We start from the raw sequence: 18,523 nt of genomic DNA, 5'->3' as shown, positions 1-18,523 counted from the left end.
CCCGGCCGACGCGGGGCGCCCGGTTCTCGCCGTACGACGCGGCACCCGCTCACGCCCGCAGCAGCTTCTTGACGATCTTCCCGGCGGGGTTGCGCGGCACCTGCTCGATGAACTCCACGCGCCGCGGCCACTTGTACGGCGCGAGCAGCCCCTTGACGTGCCCGAGGAGCACCGCCGCGCCCGGGTCCGCACCCGGCTCCGGGACGACGTACGCCAGCGGTACCTCGCCGTAGTCCTCGTCGGGCACGCCCACGACCGCCGCGTCCCGTACGGATGGGTGGGTCAGCAGGGCGCGCTCGATCTCCGAGGGGTAGACGTTCTGGCCGGCACGGATGATGACGTCCTTGGTGCGGTCCACCAGGCTGATGCGGCCCTCGTCGTCCATGAAGCCGAGGTCGCCCGTCCTGATCCAGCCGTCGAGGGTGATGTCCCGGGTGGCCTGCGGGTCGTTCCAGTAGCCCCGCATGACGCCCGGCCCGCGCACCACGATCTCGCCGATCTCGCCGGGGGGCAGTTCCCGGCCGCACTCGTCCACCGCGCGGGCGGACATGCCGGGCACAACCCGCCCGCACGGGATGCGGGCGGTGACGTCTCCAGGTGCGGGGTGCTCGTCGGGGCCGAGGGTGACGAACGGGCCGCCCACCTCGGTCATCCCGTACACCTGCCGGAAGCCGCAGCCCAGCCGTTCGACCGCGTCGGCGTAGACGTCGAGCGGCATGGGGGCGGCGCCGTACAGGATCTCCCGCAGGCAGGACAGGTCGGTGCGGTGGGACGCCTTGGCCTGGAGCATGAAGCGCAGCATCTGCGGCACGAGCCACATGTGGGTGGCGCGGTGCCGCTCCACCGCGGTCAGCGCCCGCTGCGGCGTGAAGCCGGGCATCAGGACGACGGTGGCGCCGGCCGCCAGATAGGTCAGGGACACGACCATGCTGCCGTGGTACAGCGGGCAGCAGTTGACCATGACGATGTCGTCGGTGGGCCGGGCCATCACGAGCCAGCCCAGGGCGATGGCCCGGAACGACCCGCTGTCGACGGTGACCCCCTTGGCCCGACCGGTGGTCGCCGAGGTGTGCAGCACGGCGATCGGGTCGGTGTCGGCGACCTCCGGCAGGTCGCGCTCGGCGGCGAGGGTGCCCAGCGCCTCGAAGGCGGGCTTGTCGAGGGCGAGCCTGATGCGCACCGACGCCGGCAGCTCGGGATGCCGGTCCAGCAGTTCCGACTCGCCGATGACGGCCACCGCCCCGACGCGCTCGATGATCCCGGCGACCTCGGGCTCGGCCAGACTGTGGTTCAGCGGTACGAACAGCGCCCCGAGCCGGGCGAGCGCGAAGTAGCTCTCCAGAACCTCGATCCGGTCCTTGGACAGCACGGCGACCCGGTCACCCCGCTCGATGCCCAGCTCGGCCAGTCCGCGCGCCAGTTCCAGCGTGCGGTCGTGGAACTCGGCCCAGGTGACGCTGCGTTCCTCGTCCACCAGGGCGGTGCGGCCGGGCCGGCACTGGCGGTTGCGTTCCAGCAGTTGCGTCAGCCACATCACGCACCGCCGCTCGCACCGGCGACGCCGCTCGCACCGGCGGCCGAGTGCCCGGCCACGAAGCGCTCGTAGTCGGCGATCGTGCGCAGCCCCTCCATGTCCTCGGCGGTGATCTCCACGCCGAGGCGCTGTTCGACCAGCAGCACGAGGCGCACCAGATCCCCCGAATCGATGCCGCTGGCAGCCAGGTCCACGTCGTCGCCGACCTGGTCGGCGTACTCGGCCGTGCCCGTGAGTTCGACCAGCAACTCCCTGATGGTGCTCATGGTTTCCCCTTTCGCCTCGGCGTGCCGGCCGCCGTGCGGTTCTCGACTGTCACCCCCACAAGAGGCGGGCGCCGGCGGCTCCCACTCCCTCGGCCGCCCCGTGAGCTTTGTCACGCGGCCGAACCGCCGCACGCGGGGATAGCCGGGCCGCCCGTCCGGCCTCTTACCGCAACGAGACGATCCGCTCCGCGCGGCCCCGGCGGCCGGTCGCGGGGCGTCCCGAGCCGAAGGAGTGATGTGAGTGCCCAGGCAGCCGGTACGGGTCCGGGCCCCGGGAGGGTGCCCGTCGCGCCCCACGGCCACGCCGGCCGGCACCGGACGCGCCGGTGGTGCCCGGTGACCGCGCCCCCTGCCGTCAGTGCCGCGCCCGAGGACGAGCCGCCGGCGCACTTCGACGCCCTCGTCGCCGCCGGCGGGACGGTCGAACCGCGCGACTGGATGCCCGACGGGTACCGGCGCATGCTGGTCCGCCAGATCGCCCAGCACGCCCACTCCGAGATCATCGGCATGCAACCGGAGGGCGCCTGGCTCACCCGTGCCCCGTCCCTGCACCGCAAGTCGGTCCTCATCGCCAAGGTCCAGGACGAGGCCGGACACGGCCTGTACCTGTACTCCGCCGCTGAGACGCTCGGCGTGGACCGCGCCGACCTGCTGGACGCGCTGCACCGCGGGCAGCAGCGTGCCTCCGCCACCTTCAACCACCCCGCGCTGACCTGGGCCGACACCGGTGCCATCGCGTGGCTGACGGACGGCGCCGCCGTCATCAACCAGGCACCCCTGTGCCGTACCTCCTACGGCCCGTACGCCCGCGCCATGCGCCGCGTCTGCCAGGAGGAGGCCTTCCACGTACGGCAGGGCTACGACCTGATGCGCGCCCTGTGCGAGGGAACACCCGAGCAGAAGCAGATGGCGCAGGACGCGGTGAACCGGTGGTGGCTGCCGGCCGTGGCCCTGATGTTCGGGCCGCCCGACACCGCACCGGGCGGCGCCGACGCGCGGACCGCCGCACCGGGCGCCGCCGTCTCCCGCCGCGCGCGGGCCTGGGGCATCAAGCACCACACCAACGACGAGCTGCGCCAGCGCTTCGTCGACAGTTGCGTCCCGCAGGCCGAACGCATCGGCCTGACCCTGCCCGACCCGGCGATCCGCTGGAACGAGGAGCGCGGTCACTACGACTTCACCCCCGTCGACTGGGACACCTACCGCCGGGCCCTGGGCGACGACACCCACTGGGCGAGGCAGCGGATCGCCCACCGCCGGGCCGCCCACGAGGACGGCGCCTGGGTCCGGGAGGCCGCCGCGTACGCCGCCCGGTCGGACAAGACGGGAGGACAGGCCGGATGAGCGGGGCACGGGAGGGCGTTCCGGCGTCCTGGGAGGTCTTCCTGCGAGTCCGCCGTGGCCTGGCCCACCAGCACGTGGGATCGGTGCGCGCGCCCGGCCCCGACGCGGCGCTGGCCGCGGCCCGCGACCTGTACACGCGCCGGGGCGAGCCGCTGTCGCTGTGGGTCGTCCGCTCCGACGCCGTCCACACGGCCTCCCCGGACGAACGCGACCCGTACTTCGCCGCCGCCCGACACAAGCCGTACCGCCACCCCGAGCACTTCGCGCCGCTGACCGAGAAAGGCCCCGAAGGTGAGCACGACGCGTGACGCCCCGACGAAGCCCGCGACCACCGACGTCTCGGAGGCGTCCACGCCGACGTCGGCCCCGGCGACCGGCACCTCGAGGGGGACAGCGGGCACCGCGCCGGGGGCCCCGCCGGCCGGCTCGGCCGCCGACCTGGCGCTCCACCTCCAGCGCCTCGGCGACGACGCCCTCGTCCTCGGACAGCGCCTGTGCCAGTGGATCACCCGCGCGCCGACCCTCGACGAGGACCTGGCCCTGTCCAACATCGCCCTCGACCTCGTCGGCCACGCCCGCACCCTGCTCACCCGCGCCGGACGCCTCGACGGCACCGGCCGCACCGAGGACGACTTCGCCTACGGCCGCACGGACCGAGAGTTCACCAACACCCTGCTGACCGAACTCCCCAACGGCGACTTCGCGACGACCGTGGCCCGGCAGCTCGCCTACACCCACTACGCCGTCCTGTACTACGAGACGCTCACGCACTGCCCCGACACCGAACTCGCCGCGTTCGGGGCGCGGGCCGCCAAGGAGGTGGCCTTCCACCGGCTGCACGCGGACCGCTGGACGGTGACGCTGGGCCGCGGCACCGAGGAGAGTGCCCGCCGCATGCGCCACGGCCTGGAACGGGTGTGGCCGTACACCGGTGAACTCTTCGAGGAGGACGAGGTACTGCGCCGCCTGTCGGCCTCCGGCACGGTGCCCTCGCCGGCACCGCTGCGCGAGACGTGGCTCCACCGCGTGACGGGCGTCGTCACCGAGGCGGGACTCGCCGTGCCCGCGCCCACCTGGTCGGCCAGGGGCGGCCGTTCCGGCCTGCACACCGAGGAGTTCGGCCCGCTCGTCGCCGAACTCCAGTCGGTGCGCCGCCAGTTCCCCGGGGGCACCTGGTGAGCGGGCGGGCACCCTCCACGCCGCGCCGGTCGGTCCGGGAGGTGCGCGAGCGGGTGATGGCGCTTCCGGACCCGGAACTGCCGGTCATCGGCCTGGGCGACCTCGGCGTGGTGGGCTCCGTCGCCCCGGGTGCCGACGGGGTGCTGGAGGTCGAGATCACACCCACCTACCTGGGCTGCCCCGCACTGACCGAGATCACCGCCGCGGTACGGGACGTCCTGACCGCCTGCGGCCATCCCGACGGCCGCGTACGGCAGGTCCTGGCGCCGCCCTGGACGACGGACCGCATCACTCCCGAAGGGCGGCGCAAGCTCGCCGCGCACGGGATCGCCCCGCCCGTGTCCCCGGCCCCCGACGGTCCCGTCCCCGTCGGGCTGGGCGGTGTGCCCTGCCCGCACTGCGGTTCGCGCGCCACCCGCCCGCACAGCCCCTTCGGCCCGTCCCGCTGCCAGTCGGTGTGGTGGTGCACGGCGTGCCGCGAACCCTTCCCCCACGTGACCGCGCTGTGAGGCCCACCGTGAACACCGCCACCACCACCGCGCCCGCTCCGCTGGCCGGCCTCGCCCGCTCCGCCCGCCGGTACCGGCTCCGCGTCACCGAGGTCCGTCACCTGACCGCCGACACCGTGGCCGTCACCCTCGACGTGCCCGACGCCCTGCGCGCCGTCTTCACCCACCGTGCCGGCCAGCACGTCACCGTCCGGCACCGCGAAGCCGGCGCCGAACTGCGCCGCAGCTACTCGATCTGCCCGCCCCCGCACGCCCCCGAGACACTGCGTCTGGTGATCAAGCGGGGCCGCCCCGACGGCTTCGGCGCCCACGTGGCCACCGTCCTCGCACCCGGCGACCACCTGGAACTCTCCCCGCCCACCGGGACCTTCGCCCTGCCGGAGCTGTCCGGCGCCCACCACGTCCTGATCGCGGGCGGCTCCGGCATCACCCCTCTGGCCCCGATGGCCGCCCACGCGCTGCGCCGCGATGCGGCCTGCCGCGTCAGCCTCGTCCACTCGGTCCCCACCTCCGCCGACGCCCTGCTGGCCGACGAACTGGCCGAACTGAAGGACGAGTTCGTCGACCGCTTCACGGTCCTGCACGTACTGACCCGCGAGGACCGGGGGAGTGGTGGCGGCCCGCTCGCGCGGCGGCTCGACGAGGACGGGCTGCGCCGCCTCCTGGCGGCCCTGGACGCCCGCCCCGGCCCGGACACCACCTTCGCCCTGTGCGGACCGCCCGGCCTCATCGACACCGCACGGCGGGTCCTCACGGACCGGGGAGCCGATCCGGCACTCGTCCGGCAGGAACTGTTCACGACGGCACCACGGGCCCCGCAAGCACCGGAGCCGGCGCCGGCGGCCGACGCGGGACGGGTCCGAGTCACCGCCCTGCTCGACGGACGCCGCCGCGTCGCCGTCGTTCTGCCCCACGACTCGGCCCTCCTCGACGCGCTGCTGCGCGCCCACCCCGACGTGCCGTACGCCTGCCGCGAGGGCCTGTGCGGCAGTTGCCGCGCCAAGGTCGTCTCCGGACAGGTGAGGGCGGACCGCCAGTACGCCCTGGACGAGCGCGACCACGCCGCCGGATACACCCTCGCCTGCCGGGCCCGGCCCCGCACCCCCGAGGTGACCCTCGACTTCGACGCCTGACCCGAGCCCTGCCCCGCCCCCGGCCGTTCGGCCGCCCCACCCCTCACCGAAGGAGCCCCACCATGACCACCGCCGCCCGCCACGACGGAAAGACCGCCCTGGTCACCGGAGGCAGCCGCGGCATCGGCAGAGCCATCAGCCGCCGCCTCGCCCGCGAGGGCGCCCTGGTGGCGGTCCACTACGGACACGACCTGACGGCCGCCGAGCGGACGGTCAAGGAGATCGAGGCCGACGGCGGCCGCGCCTTCCCGGTGCACGCCGAACTCGGTGTCCCCGGCGACGCCGACGCCCTCTGGGCCGCCTTCGACCGCGCGCTCGCGAAGCAGGGCGCGCCCACGGGCCTGGACATCCTCGTCAACAACGCGGGCATCACCGTCCCCCGGCGAATCGCCGACGTCACCGAGGCCGACTACGACCGTGTCTTCGCCGTCAACACCAAGGCACCGTTCTTCATCGTCCAGCGCGGCCTGGACCGCCTGCGCGACGGCGGCAGGATCGTCAACATCTCCTCCGTCGCGACGCGCGTCGCCTTCCCGGCGATCGTCGCGTACACCATGACCAAGGCGGCCCTCGACTACCTCACCCTCTCCCTCGCCCAAGAGCTGGGCCCCCGGGGCATCACGGTCAACGCCGTCGCTCCCGGCTACACCGAGACGGAGATCAACCCCACACTCGCCGTCCCGGAGATCCGCCGTCGCTACTCCGAGGCCTCCACCTTCGGCAGGCTCGGCGACCCGGTGGACGTCGCCGACGTCGTCTCGTTCGTCGCGAGCGACGACGCCCGCTGGGTGACCGGTCAGTGGATCGACGCCTCCGGCGGCGCCCACCTCGGCGTGTGACCCGTACGCACCCCCAGGAGAAGCGATGAACGACAGCACGACCGCCCTCGACGAGCCGGTGACGGACGCCGCCCTCACCCGGCCCTTCACGGGCGCGAGCCCGTACGACACCTACGTGCGCGCCTCCGTACTCAACTCCCTGCAGCAGCCGCTCACCGAGGCCCCGGACGAGATGGGCTTCCTCGTGACCACCCAGGTGATGGAACTGTGGTTCACCCTGATCGTGCACGAGTGGCGCACGGCACGGGTGGCCTTCGCCAAGGACGACCTGCACACGGCCACGGACGCGCTGACGCGCAGCCGCCGGGCCCTGACCGCCCTGGGCGGCGCCTGGGCGCCCATCGCCGCACTGACCCCCGCACAGTTCAACGGCTTCCGGGCCGCGTTCGGCCAGGCGTCGGGCTTCCAGTCGGCGATGTACCGGCACATGGAGTTCCTCCTCGGCGACAAGTCCGCCGGCCTGCTGCGCGCCCACCGGGGCGACCGAGCGGTCCACGAGGCGCTCGCCGAGACCTACCGCGAACCGTCCCTCTACGACGAGGCGCTGGCGTACCTCCACCGGCAGGGCCTGCCCGTCCCGCGCCACGTCCGGGAGCGCGACGTGACGCGTCCGTACACCAGTGACCCCGGGGTCGTGGAGGTGTGGCGGCACGTCTACGCCGGACCGCGGCACCATCCCCACCTGGCGCTCGGCGAACTGCTCACCGACATCGCCGAACTCGTCACCCGCTGGCGCTTCGACCACGCCCTGGTGGTCCGCCGCGCCATGGGCGCCAGACCGGGGAGCGCCGGTTCCGCAGGGCTCGCCTGGCTGGAGCGGCGCGCGGCCCGCCCGGTCTTCCCCGAACTGTGGGAGGTGCGCGGTGACGTCTAGGGCGATCTCCGCCTTCGCAGCCGAGGAGGAGCAGCGGGTCCTGAGCCTGAAGCCGGTGCTGGCACCGGTGCACGGCCGCTACGGCGACCATCCCCACCAGTCCTACGACGCCTGGCCGTCCGGCGACACCGACGCCCCGCTGGTGATCCTGCTGCACGGCGGCTACTGGCGCTACGACCGGATGCACCTGACCCCGTTCGCGGCGTACCTGTCCGAGCAGGGCTTCGACGTGCTGCTCCCCGGCTTCCGCCGTTCCGGGGGCGCGGGCGGATACCCGGAGACCTTCGACGACGTCTCCCGCGTCGTGGACACCCTGCCCGAAGGGCGGCCCTACGTCCTGGCGGGTCACTGCTCCGGCGGTCACCTGGCGCTGTGGTGCGCGGCCCGGGGACTGCTGCCACCGGGCTCCCGCTGGCACACGCACACGCTGCCGACGAGCGTGCTCGCCCTCGCCCCGCTCACCGATCTCACCGCCACCCGACGCGACGGCCTCAGCGACGACGCCGCGCTGCAACTCCTCGGCGGCGAGGAGTACTTCGGCGAACGGTGCCGACAGGTGGACCCCCTCACCCTGCTGCGCGGCACCGGCACCACCGGCGTGCCGACCGTGCTGCTGCACGGGGCCGCCGACGAGGAGGTCCCGCTCACCCAGTTCAGCGACTACGCGGCCGCGCACCGGGACCTCAGAACGGTCGTCCTGCCCGGTACCGGCCACTACACCCTCATCGAACCGGGAGCACCCGCCGCCCGCGCGGTCACCGGCACCCTGCGGGAGATGACGGCCGCCTTCACCCCTGAGAGGAGCGGCACGGTCCGGTGACGTGGGAGCCGCGGTCCAGGCCGGAACGAGCCCGACGGCCGTCCGACCTGGCCGCTCGCCCTCGATCCCGGCTGCGAGGGCTCGACCGGGCCGGCTAGCGCGTGTCACTTTGATGGATTGGCCAGTTGATCGGATGTGTCCGTCCGATCAGTGAACACCGATGCGATGTGGGACCGCGGCGGGCTGCGCCGCAGCCGCCGGGTCAAGCTTCTTCGAGGGCCGGACCGGGCGGTGAACGGCAGGGGCCCGGTAGCGGCGAAGACCAGATCGTGGTCCAGGAGGGACGGGCCGGTAAGCGGTGTCTGCGCACGGCCTGGCTGTCGTCGACGTGGCCGAGGACGAGACCGCCTTCGCGTCCCACACGGCGCTGGGCGCACAGTGGGCGGCGACATCCGTGGACACACGATCCGGGACGCCCGCCAGGCGGATGTCCGACTGCGCTGCTGCCTCGACCTGAGCCAGCCCCTGAACCGGCCTGGCTCCCGTGGTGGTCACCGCTGAATCCGTGGGTCGGCGGGCGTCCCCCTTCACGGGTCGTGGCGGAGGTGAGCCGAGGGCCGCCGCGCTCACTGGTGGAGACGCAGCAGCCGGCCGGGAGCGTCCCGGGGTGAGTTTCACTCGTCCCGGGCCGCGCGCCTGGCGGACCGGCGACGGAGCCACAGGGGGAGGGCGTACCACGACAGGGCGAACCAGGCCATGACACCGGCGACGAGCAGTTTCGCCAGGAGTCCCGGCACAACCACGTGCAGGATCAGGAGGAGCGTGCACCCGATGGTCACGGCCATCAGGAGCATGCCGCACATCATCAGGCGATGCGCCACCTCCACCATCTCGTCCTTCATCCGCTGCCCCGACAGGAAGCGGTGGATGGAGACCGGGGCGATCAGGCAGGCGGTGGCCGTGGCACCCGAGACCACGGTGAGGACGTAGGCGGCGTGCTCGAACGTTCCCAGGTCGTGGAAGAGAGGTGTGAAGGCGACGCTGAGCAGGAAGCCGAAGAGGATCTGGACGCCCGTCTGAGCGACGCGCGTTTCCTGCATGATCTCGTTCCACCGGCGGTTGACGCGCTCGCGCGGCGTCTCTGGCGCCTCGTCCAGGGCCTCGGGGCCGTGTCCTCCGCACGCACCGCAGCCGCTGGGATTCGCCTCCGACCAGGTGATCGGCTCAGTCGTCATGATCGTCGTTCCCCTCCCGTCATGGAACGTGCATGTGCCCGTTGAAGCCGTTCACATGCAGAAGGCACCTGACGATTCTTCTGGGGTTGGGAGTGACTTCCTGCGACTCGGAGACCTGGTACGCCGTCAGCGGGCTGCGCTGGAGCCGGCCGACCGCCCGTGGTCGGTCTCGTCCCGAACGAGCAGGGACAGCAAAGCGGCCACGGTCAGTCCTGCTTCCGCAGGGTGACGCAGAACTCTGTCCGGCTCGATACGGTAGATGTTGCTGCGCCCGTCGCGGGTGTGGGAGAGGTAGCCGTCCTGTTCCAGGTCCGAGATGATCCGCTGGACGGCGCGCTCGGTGAGTCTGCAGTGGGCGGCGATATCACGGATCCGCACGTTCGGCTTGTCGGCGATGGCCGCCAGCACACGCGCGTGGTTGGTGACGAACGTCCATCCGGAGTGAGATTCAGGCACTTCAACCATGTACAGCATTCTAGGGACCGTCTTGGCGTGACAGCCAATACATGACATCCTTTTCGTGCTAGGGGTGACATGTTCCATCCCCGTGGGAGACGTAGGAGGGATCCGAGGGTGTCTTTGGATGAAGCGGTCGCAGGGTGCTCGCGCCACATCGGCCGGAGTCGAGCCCCGGCCCTGGACTCGCCCACACAAACGCAGTACGCAACGAACGGCGCCTGGGTCGTCGGCGCCCGGGGCGCGTACGACATCAACTCGGTCGAGCCGCTCGCCGATGCACTGAGGAACGCGGCCGAGAAAAGTCCGAAGGTGGTTCTGGACGCGTCCGGTATCACGTTCGCCGACTCCACCCTGCTGAGTCTGTTGATTCTCACCCACCAGGCGACCGACTTCCGGGTGGCCGCGCCGACGCGGCAAGTGCTGCGACTCTTGCAACTGACGGGCGTCGATGCCCTCTTGAAGGTACGGGCGACAGTGGACGAGGCCGCTGCGGCCTAGGGGCCACCGCGTGCCGGGCCTGGGGTGAACGCAAGTCGTGTGGATTGGAGCTGAGTGTTCCGGGCATTCGACGTTCTGCCTGCCCCCTCCAGCCGCGGACGGTGGCTGTCAGGCGTGATGGAGACTCGAACAGTTCGCCGAGCGCACCGCCGCCCCCGTGGGGGACGAGGTCCTGGCCGCGTGAACCGCCAGTCCACGGCGATGCAGCCCGGGATTCGTGAAGCATCTGGATGCGTCGACGGAGCGGCGGCGACTCGAGCACATGAGGAAGTGGAAGTCAGGTATGAGCGATATTCGGCTTCGGCAGCGCGGTGAGACGGTGAGTGGGCCGGCCGCCGACGTTCCGGCACCACAGTGGCGGAACCTGTTCCTCGCCCCGGACTGGGGCGCTGATGATCAGGTCGTCACCGAAGAGGCGCCCGGTCGGTCCGAGCACTCCACCGGAGTGCGGCGCCCACGCGGTGGCCGCCGATCGGGCCGACGGACCGCGTGAGCGCCCACCCGGACACGTCACCGGTAGTCGGCCGGAGCCGCCGGGGACAGGGACGGGCGGTCAGGCACCATCCGGACCATGCACGGTGGTGAGGTCGGCCAGGCCCGAGACTTCCAGTACGGGCGCCAGGAGCGGGGTGGCGATGAGCTGGATCCGGTCGATGTGGCGGAAGAGGACGCTCAGGCCGGCGCTGTCGAGGTACTCGACCTCGGTCAAGTCGATGACGAGCGGACCGTCCGTTGTCTCGATCGCCCTGGCGAGGGCCTCCGTGTTGCTCATGTCGATCTCGCCGACGGCTGTCAGCTGAGTGACGCCATCGGGCCGTCGACTGGGCGTCAGGGTCAGGAGCGTGGTCATCAGGCAATCCTCGTGTGCATGTCGACGGTGGTGCCGGCGGTGCCGGAGGTGATGGTGACCTGGTGCATCAGCGCCCGCATCAGCGCGACGCCTCGGCCACGGTGGCTGTTCTCGCCAGGCTGCGGCGTCCTCCAGCGGCCGGTGTCGGCGACCGTCAGGTGCAGGTCGTCCACCAGGGCCTCGGCACGGAGCCGGACCGTGTCACCAGGAGCGTCCCGGTGACCGTGCTCGATGGCGTTCGCGCAGGCCTCTCCGGCCGCGACCAGCACGTTCTGCACGGTGTGCGGGGGGAGTTCGCACTGGGTGAGCCAGCTGCGCAACGCTTTGCGCACCGGGGCCAGTTGCGATGATTCCGCCGGGAAGGCCACCTCCAGGGGAGCCGGATGGCGGTACAGGAGGAGAGCCACGTCGTCGTCGAAGCCGCCGGACGGCGCAAGCTGCGACATGACATGCGTGGCGAGGTCGTCGACGGCCACGTCGCGCCCCGCCTGGACGGCTTCACCGGCCTGGTCTATGCCCGCCGTCAGCGGACGGCGCCGGCGTTCCACGAGACCGTCGGTGTACAGCAGGAGCGTGGCGCGGGCGGGAACGGTGCACGTGCCCTCCGGACGCTCCCTCCCGGGGCGCACGGCCAACGGCACGGAACGCCCGTCGTCGAGCAGGACGGTGGTGCCGTCGGGAAGGGCGAGGATGCCCGGCGGGTGCCCGGCGCTGGAATAGGTGAGCCTGCCGGTGCCCGGATCGAGGACGCCGCAGAACACGGTGGTGCACATGGCGCCGGTGATGCCCGCGGCGAAGTGATCCAGTGCCATCAGGGTCTGGGCGGGGCCGGAGTCCTGCAGCAGCAGTGCCCGGCACGCGCTGCGCAACTGCCCCATGACGGTGGCCGCTTCGAGGCCGCGGCCGACGCAGTCGCCGACGACGATGCCGATGCGGCCGTCCGGAAGCCGGACGGTGTCGTACCAGTCCCCGCCGACCTCCAGGGGAGGGGTGGCGGGCTCGTAGCGGACGGCGAAGCCGTCGGGGAGGTTCGCCGGACCGAGGATGGAGCGCTGCAGGGCGATCGCCGTCTCGCGCTGCTGGTCGATCTGGTGGGCGCGCGCCAGGCCCTGCGCGAGTTGACCGGCGAGGAGGGAGAGCAGGAGCTGGTCCTCGCCGGTGAAGGGCCGGTGGTCGCCGAGATCGATCCACAGCACCATCCTCCCTTCCGGGTGACTGACGGTGATGCCCGCGCCGGAGGGTTCTTCGACGGGGGTCAGCAGAGGACCGTCGAGCCAGGCCGACAGCCGCTCCCGGCGCTCGGAGGGCAGATCCCGCCAACGCAGACCGGCGTCGGTCGCCGTGACCGAGACGTCCTGCCCGGAGGTCGCTACGGCGGCCAGCACACACTCGGCGCGCCATAGTTCCTTGAGGACCGTCAGCGAGCCGGCGAGGGCCTCGGGAGAACTGGTCGCCTGGGTGAGCCGCATGCCCAGGGCGGCCTGCGCGCTCTCGCGCTGCACGGCGTAGTGCTCGGCGGTGACGTCGCGGAAGGTGCCGACGGTGACCTTGCGCCCGGTGTCCGGGTCCTGCGCCTGGTTGAAGGTGGCCGTCACCCACAGGCGGTGCCCGTCGCGGTGGGTGACGGGGATGGTGTAGGAGCCCTTGGGATCGTTGAGCAGTCGGGCGAAGGCCTCGTCCACCTCGCGATGTGCCTCGGGATCGGCGTCGGCGTCCGGCCACCAGGGATGGACCGGCTGGTAGGGGAGGCCGTCGGGGGTGTAACCGAGGATGTCGGTGAACGCCGCGTTGATCTCGATGACGGCGCCCTCCTCGTCGCAGACGAAGAACGCCTCCTGCAAGGAGTCCACCAGCGCCTGGCGCCAGCGTGCCTGATGGTTGCGCAGCCGTGCCAGCTCGATGTTGGCCCGTACGCGGGCGAGGAGCTCGGCGGCGGCGAACGGCTTGACGAGATAGTCGTCGGCGCCGGCCTGCAAGCCCTCGATGGACGCCTCCTGCCCGGCCCTGGCCGAGAGCAGTACCACGGGCAGCGAAGCGGTTCGCGGGTCGGTGCGCAGCGCGGCCACGAGGCCGAGGCCGTCCAGGCCGGGCATCATCACGTCACTGATGACCAGGTCGGGGGAGTCGGCGCGGACCGTCCGCAGGGCCGACAGGCCGTCGTCGGCGGTGCGCACCTGGTAGCCGGCCCCCTTGAGTAGCCTCGTGAGGTACTCGCGCATGTCGGCGTTGTCGTCGGCGACCAGGATCTGTGCCGGGACGGAGGTGGCCGTGGCGTAGCCCGACGCGTCGGTGGCGGTCACCGCCGTTCGCGCGTCCGAGGCGTCCTCGTCCGCAAGCCAGCGCAGCGCCTCCTGCAGATAGGGGTCGGCGGTCGACGCTCCCCAGCCGCTCTCGGCAGGGGCGAGGGACTCGGGGGGCAGGTGGGCGGAGCCGAACGGCAGGCTGACGGTGAAGCAGGTGCCCTCGCCCTCGGTGCTGTCGGCGGTGATGGTTCCGCCGTGCAGTCCCACCAGCTCCTTCACCAGGGCCAGACCGATGCCGCTGCCCTCGTTGGAGCGGGAGCGGGCGTTCTCGATCCGGTGGAACCGTTCGAACAGCCGCGGCATCTCCGCGGCCGGCACACCGATGCCGGTGTCGGCGACGGTGACGACGGCGTGCGTCTGCGCGGCGCGTACGGACACGTGGATCGAGCCGTCGAAGGTGAACTTCAACGCGTTGCTCAGCAGGTTGAGGATCACCTTCTCCCACATGCCGCGGTCGATGTGGACCGGCTCGGGAAGCTCCGCGCAGTCGATGCGGAAGTCCAGGCCGGCCTTGTCGATGGCGGAGCGGAACACGCTGGCCAGGTCGGCGGTGAGCAGGGACAGGTCGGCGGGCTCGTAGCGGGCCTGCATACGGCCGGCCTCGATGCGGGAGAAGTCCAGCAAGGAGTTGACCAGTTTGCCGAGGCGCAGGCCGTTGCGGTGGACGACCTCCAGTTCCTCGCGCACGTGGGCGTCTGCCCCCGACAGCCGGGAGCGCAGCTCGTCCACCGGTCCCATGATCAGCGTGAGAGGGGTGCGGAACTCGTGGCTGATGTTGGAGAAGAAGGCCGTTTTGGCCCGGTCCAGCTCCGCCAGTTCCTCGGCCCGCCGCTGCTGGGCCTCGTAACTGCGGGCGCTCGCGATACCCGCCGCCAGGTGCCCCGCGACCAGCTCGACGAACCCGCGGTAGCCGTCGTCCAGGGCACGGTAGCGGTTGAGCCCGGCCACCAGGAACCCGTAGGGCGAGCCACCCTGCTGGAGGAGCGGGAGGACCAGCGCGTGCGAGGGCGGCCGGGGCCAGTCGCCGGCCGGCAACCCCGCGAAGGGAGCGTCTTCGAGCGGAACCAGCACCGACTCACCGTGCGTCAGAGCCGTCACGGGCCACACGCCGGAGGCGCCGCCCGGCAGGGTCCCGGGAGCAGCGGGGTGCCCCTCGCCGAGCCCCGTCGAGCCCGCGAGGCGCGCGGAGCCGTCGTCCGCCAGGAGGTACGTCAGCGTGAACGGCAGGTCGCGCCTGTTGGCGTTCAGCTGGTGGTTGGCGAAGGCGAGCCACTCCTCCTCGGTCCGTACCACACTCGGGTCGGAGCCGAGATCGCGCAGTGTCGCCATGCGGCGCTCGCCGATGACTCGCTGAGTGTCCTCGCTGACCACGCAGAGCATGCCGACCACGGTGCCCCGGTCGTCACGCAGGGGACTGTAGGAGAAGGTGTGGTAGCTCTCCTCCGTGTAGCCGGACCGCTCCAGGAAGAGCAGCAGGCCCTCGTCCCAGGTCGCCTCTCCCGTACTCATGACGGTGTCGATGCGCGGACCGATGTCGTCCCAGATCTCCGCCCACACCTCGCGCGCCGGCCGGCCCAGGGCCCACGGATACTTGCCGCCCAGCGTGTCGCGCCGGTATGCGGCGTTGCAGAAGAACGTCAGGTCGGGGCCCCACGCCATCCACATGGAGAACCGGGAGGACAGCAGGATGCTGACCGCGGTCCGCAGGCTCTGCGGCCACTGCTCCGGCGGGCCGAGCGGAGTCGCCGACCAGTCCACCGCGGCGAGATCCGAGCCGATCTCCTCGTCGGCAGTGAAAACGCTTCCCCCGGTCGCAGCCGGGACCTCGCAGCCAGCGTCTTGCGAACGCTCCACCGCACTCCCTTTCGTCACGTCGCCGGACGGCCGCGTCGGCGGGTAACTGCGCCGTCACTTCACCGCCATCGCCGCGGACCAGCGGAAAACCCGGGGGGCATGCCCACAAGTCGCGACGGCTTCGTAGGATAGGCCAGCTGAGGGGGTACATGCTGCCCGGACGGTCATGACCAGGCCGGGTACGACGAGCAGGGGAAACGATGACGGCGAGCTCCGTGCAGGCCGGGCCGACAGCACCGGTCGCCGAGGAGGCGCGGCTGGCCGCCGTCCGCCGCTACCACATACTGGACACACCGCCTGACGGCGCCTTCGACCGGATCGCGTCGCTGGCTGCCCGCCTGTTCGACGCCCCCATGGCCACAGTGGCGATCGTCGACACCGACCGGATCTGGTTCAAAGCCGCCCACGGCCTCGACGGGATCACCGAGACCGACCGGGAGCCGGGGCTGTGCGCCTCCGCCATCCTGCACGGCGAGCCCTACGTGGTGACCGACGCCGACTCGGATGCCCGCGCGTTCGCGAACCCGCTCGTGCGCGGCGACCTCGGCGTCCGCTTCTACGCCGCCGCACCGATCACCACGGCCGACGGACAGCGCCTGGGCACGGTGGACGTCCTGGACACCCGGCCCCGCCGGCCCACCGACGACCAGCTCGAGGCCCTGAAGGATTTGGCCGCGCTGGTCATGGACGAACTCGAACTGCGGTTGTCGGCCATCCGCACGGTCGCGGCCGAGCGCGAACGGCGCGCTGAGGCAGAGCGTCTCGCACGTGCCCTGCAGCGGACACTCCTGCCGCCCGCCCTGCCCGACGTCCCCGGACTGCAGGTGGCGGCCGCCTATCACACGGCCTCCGCCGACGAGGTGGGCGGGGACTTCTATGACCTCTTCCCCCTGGACGACGGCCGGTGGGCGTTCTTCCTGGGCGACGTGTGCGGCAAGGGCGCCGACGCTGCCGCGCTCACCTCCCTAACGCGCTACACCTTGCGGGCCGCCGCCATCTACGACCCGGATCCCTGCGCGGCGCTGGCCAACCTGGACGTCGTCCTCAAGGGGGAGTACCAGGGCAGTGACCCCCGCTACTGCACCGCGGTGTTCGGCGTCCTGCAGCCCATGCCCGACGGCTCCTACTCCGTCACGCTCGCCGGCGGCGGGCACCCGTCCGCCCTCGCCCTGCGCGCGGACGGGTCCGTGCAGGCGATCTCCACGGCGGGTGGCCAGCTCATTGGCATGCTGCCCAGTCCGCAGTTCGTCCAGACCACCGCACGGCTCTTCCCGGGTGAATGCCTCCTGCTGTACACGGACGGTCTGACCGAAGCACGCACGTCCGACGGCAGAATGCTCGACGAGGACGGCCTGACCCGGCACCTGGCCGCAACGGCCCCTCGCACGGCGGACCAGCTGCTGCAGTCGGTCGAGACACTGCTGGAGTGCTTGGGCGAGGGCGTCACCGACGACACCGCTCTCCTCGCGCTGTCCGTACCCGTACCCTTCGCATCCCGCATCCAGGAGAACCGGTGAACGACCCAGAGCACCTGTTGACCGTCACACCGCACGCGACCCCGTCGGGTCCCTTCGTCCTGGAGGTGTCGGGCGAGATGGACCACCACACCTCCCAGCTGCTGAGCGAGGCGGTCAAGGACGCCCCCTTCGGAGACGAGGGGGTGGTTATCGACCTCTCCGGCCTGACCTACTGCGACTCGACGGGCATCACCGTGCTCATCGGCGCCTACCAGAGGGCGCAGGCGACCGGTTCGCCGCTCAGTCTGGCCGGTGTCCGTCCGGACCAGATGCGTGTCTTCTCCGTCGTGGGCCTCGATCAGGTCTTCACGTTCCACCCCGACACCGAGGCGGCCATCGCGTCCTTGGGACGGTGACCGCGGGACGCACTTGGCACCGGCTTGTTGTGCGGGGTTCGCGTGCGGGGCCCTACCCAGCGGCCGCAGGATCAGCCGAGGGCGATCCGCGCGGTGATGCGCTTGCCGGACGGCTCGCGCCTTACGTCGACGGCCTGGCTCAACGCCGCCACGATCTCCAGACCGTGCTGACCGACGCGGGCGGGATCGGCGGGCCTGGGAGCCGGCAGTGTGGTGTCACCGTCCCGTACGGTGACGGTCACCGAGTCGTCCGTAAGGCTCAGGGTGAGTTCGATGGGATCGGCCCCGTACTTGACCGCGTTCGTGATCAGCTCGCTCACCACCAGGTGGACGGCCTCCGACGCGCTCTCCGGCAGCGGCGACGGTCGGCCCCGCTGCGAGCGGGTGAGATACTCGGCCGCGAAGTGACGGGCGTCGGCGATGCGCAGCGCCTGCCGCCGGAACCTCACCGAAGCCGTCCGCGGATCCGCACCGTCCGGTGCCCGCCGCATCGAGTCCAGACCGGTCTCACCCATGCCAGCCGCCACGTTACCCCCGAGCCATGCGCGCTCCGACGCCTCCCGAGCGATGAGAGCATCCTCTGTGTTCCTACGATAGTTCCGCTTCCGCCGGTCACCGTACTCGTCGGCCGGTAAAGCGGCGGCCGAGGTTCCGGTCCGGCCTCAGGCTGTGCTGAGCATGCCTTCGCGCAGGCGGGTCAGCAGGCGGGAGATGAGCCGGGACACGTGCATCTGCGAGACGCCGAGGCGTTCGCCGATGTCCTTCTGGGTGAGTTCCTCGACGAACCGCCAGTGGATGATCTGCCGGTCCCGTTCGTCGAGCTCGGCGATCATCGGGGCGAGCGCGTGGAAGTCGTCGACGAGCGCCAGTGCGGCGTCGTCGGCGCCGATGAAGTCCGCCAGGGCCGACTCGCCGTCCTCGCTGCCGCCGATGGCGGCGTCCAGCGACGCGGAGTTGTAGCCGTTCGCCGCGAGGCGGGCCTCGACGACCTCGTCCTCCGGCAGGCTCATCAG

At 71.8% G+C, this 18,523-nt stretch carries 20 protein-coding genes; 12 read left to right on the top strand and 8 right to left on the bottom strand.

The features are described 5' to 3' along the window. Positions 1–49: 49 nt before the first annotated feature. A complete protein-coding gene (locus ACFW47_RS20455; protein WP_386283013.1) occupies positions 50–1,534 on the bottom strand; it encodes a class I adenylate-forming enzyme family protein in 1,485 nt (494 codons plus the stop codon). Further along, entirely contained in the window at positions 1,534–1,800 is a 267-nt protein-coding gene (locus ACFW47_RS20450; RefSeq protein ID WP_019328959.1) for an acyl carrier protein, read from the bottom strand. Before ACFW47_RS20450 ends, ACFW47_RS20455 begins: the two co-directional genes overlap by 1 nt. 336 nt (positions 1,801–2,136) lie before the next feature. Here ACFW47_RS20450 and paaA point away from each other — a divergent pair, with 336 nt between their 5' ends. The 9 genes from paaA (at position 2,137) to ACFW47_RS20405 (ending at position 8,955) form a co-directional block, all read left to right on the top strand. Next, complete coding sequence (gene paaA, locus ACFW47_RS20445; RefSeq protein ID WP_386306521.1) at positions 2,137–3,144, top strand: 1,2-phenylacetyl-CoA epoxidase subunit PaaA; 1,008 nt, start codon at positions 2,137–2,139, stop codon at positions 3,142–3,144. Then, on the top strand, positions 3,141–3,452 hold the full coding sequence (gene paaB, locus ACFW47_RS20440; protein ID WP_386283007.1) for a 1,2-phenylacetyl-CoA epoxidase subunit PaaB: 312 nt from the start codon (positions 3,141–3,143) through the stop codon (positions 3,450–3,452). Before paaA ends, paaB begins: the two co-directional genes overlap by 4 nt. A 130-nt stretch (positions 3,453–3,582) precedes the next feature. Continuing rightward, positions 3,583–4,323, top strand: a complete 741-nt coding sequence (paaC, locus tag ACFW47_RS20435; protein ID WP_386306806.1) for a 1,2-phenylacetyl-CoA epoxidase subunit PaaC — start codon at positions 3,583–3,585, stop codon at positions 4,321–4,323. Beyond that, positions 4,320–4,832 (top strand): 1,2-phenylacetyl-CoA epoxidase subunit PaaD, encoded by a 513-nt coding sequence (gene paaD, locus ACFW47_RS20430; RefSeq protein WP_386283005.1) that lies wholly within the window; start codon positions 4,320–4,322, stop codon positions 4,830–4,832. The genes paaC and paaD overlap by 4 nt, the downstream gene beginning before the upstream one ends. 41 nt (positions 4,833–4,873) lie before the next feature. Further along, a complete protein-coding gene (locus ACFW47_RS20425; protein WP_386306804.1) occupies positions 4,874–5,965 on the top strand; it encodes a 2Fe-2S iron-sulfur cluster-binding protein in 1,092 nt (363 codons plus the stop codon). Between the two features lie 62 nt (positions 5,966–6,027). Beyond that, positions 6,028–6,804, top strand: coding sequence for an SDR family oxidoreductase (locus ACFW47_RS20420; RefSeq protein WP_386282999.1), 777 nt, complete (start codon positions 6,028–6,030; stop codon positions 6,802–6,804). Positions 6,805–6,829: 25 nt separating this feature from the next. Beyond that, complete coding sequence (locus tag ACFW47_RS20415; RefSeq protein ID WP_386282997.1) at positions 6,830–7,678, top strand: tryptophan 2,3-dioxygenase; 849 nt, start codon at positions 6,830–6,832, stop codon at positions 7,676–7,678. After that, positions 7,668–8,498, top strand: coding sequence for an alpha/beta hydrolase family protein (locus ACFW47_RS20410; RefSeq protein WP_386306520.1), 831 nt, complete (start codon positions 7,668–7,670; stop codon positions 8,496–8,498). The genes ACFW47_RS20415 and ACFW47_RS20410 overlap by 11 nt, the downstream gene beginning before the upstream one ends. Before the next feature lie 298 nt (positions 8,499–8,796). Next, a complete protein-coding gene (locus tag ACFW47_RS20405) occupies positions 8,797–8,955 on the top strand; it encodes a DUF6207 family protein (RefSeq protein ID WP_386306518.1) in 159 nt (52 codons plus the stop codon). Between the two features lie 157 nt (positions 8,956–9,112). Here the strand turns inward: ACFW47_RS20405 and ACFW47_RS20400 are convergent, their stop codons facing one another. Both ACFW47_RS20400 and ACFW47_RS20395 read right to left on the bottom strand, forming a co-directional pair. Continuing rightward, positions 9,113–9,673 (bottom strand): DUF6328 family protein, encoded by a 561-nt coding sequence (locus ACFW47_RS20400; RefSeq protein ID WP_386282990.1) that lies wholly within the window; start codon positions 9,671–9,673, stop codon positions 9,113–9,115. A 126-nt stretch (positions 9,674–9,799) separates the two neighbouring features. Continuing rightward, positions 9,800–10,138, bottom strand: a complete 339-nt coding sequence (locus ACFW47_RS20395; protein ID WP_386282988.1) for a helix-turn-helix transcriptional regulator — start codon at positions 10,136–10,138, stop codon at positions 9,800–9,802. A gap of 108 nt (positions 10,139–10,246) precedes the next feature. Between ACFW47_RS20395 and ACFW47_RS20390 the strand changes: the two genes are divergently transcribed. Continuing rightward, positions 10,247–10,630, top strand: coding sequence for an STAS domain-containing protein (locus ACFW47_RS20390; protein ID WP_386282986.1), 384 nt, complete (start codon positions 10,247–10,249; stop codon positions 10,628–10,630). A 553-nt stretch (positions 10,631–11,183) separates the two neighbouring features. On the opposite strand, the gene ACFW47_RS20385 is transcribed toward ACFW47_RS20390, so the two are convergent. Beyond that, a complete protein-coding gene (locus ACFW47_RS20385; protein ID WP_386282984.1) occupies positions 11,184–11,480 on the bottom strand; it encodes an STAS domain-containing protein in 297 nt (98 codons plus the stop codon). After that, positions 11,480–15,637 carry a SpoIIE family protein phosphatase gene (locus ACFW47_RS20380; protein WP_386306517.1) on the bottom strand — a complete coding sequence of 1,386 codons (4,158 nt, stop codon included), beginning with the start codon at positions 15,635–15,637 and terminating at the stop codon, positions 11,480–11,482. The genes ACFW47_RS20385 and ACFW47_RS20380 overlap by 1 nt, the downstream gene beginning before the upstream one ends. Before the next feature lie 200 nt (positions 15,638–15,837). On the opposite strand from ACFW47_RS20380, the gene ACFW47_RS20375 reads away from it, so the two are divergent. Next, positions 15,838–17,154, top strand: a complete 1,317-nt coding sequence (locus ACFW47_RS20375; RefSeq protein WP_386306516.1) for a PP2C family protein-serine/threonine phosphatase — start codon at positions 15,838–15,840, stop codon at positions 17,152–17,154. Then, the gene (locus ACFW47_RS20370) at positions 17,151–17,510 is read left to right on the top strand and encodes an STAS domain-containing protein (RefSeq protein ID WP_386282978.1); all 360 of its coding nucleotides are present in this window, start codon (positions 17,151–17,153) and stop codon (positions 17,508–17,510) included. The genes ACFW47_RS20375 and ACFW47_RS20370 overlap by 4 nt, the downstream gene beginning before the upstream one ends. Positions 17,511–17,581: 71 nt before the next feature. Here ACFW47_RS20370 and ACFW47_RS20365 read toward each other — a convergent pair whose 3' ends face one another. Beyond that, positions 17,582–18,025, bottom strand: coding sequence for an ATP-binding protein (locus tag ACFW47_RS20365; RefSeq protein WP_386282975.1), 444 nt, complete (start codon positions 18,023–18,025; stop codon positions 17,582–17,584). A 147-nt stretch (positions 18,026–18,172) separates the two neighbouring features. Continuing rightward, the coding region (locus ACFW47_RS20360; RefSeq protein WP_386306514.1) for a sigma-70 family RNA polymerase sigma factor at positions 18,173–18,523 on the bottom strand (351 nt) is incomplete at its 5' end.

Origin of the sequence: Streptomyces sp. NPDC058796 (assembly GCF_042745235.1) — a bacterium.
Lineage (GTDB): Bacteria > Actinomycetota > Actinomycetes > Streptomycetales > Streptomycetaceae > Streptomyces.
This window is presented reverse-complemented; position numbering and strand designations above follow the sequence as displayed.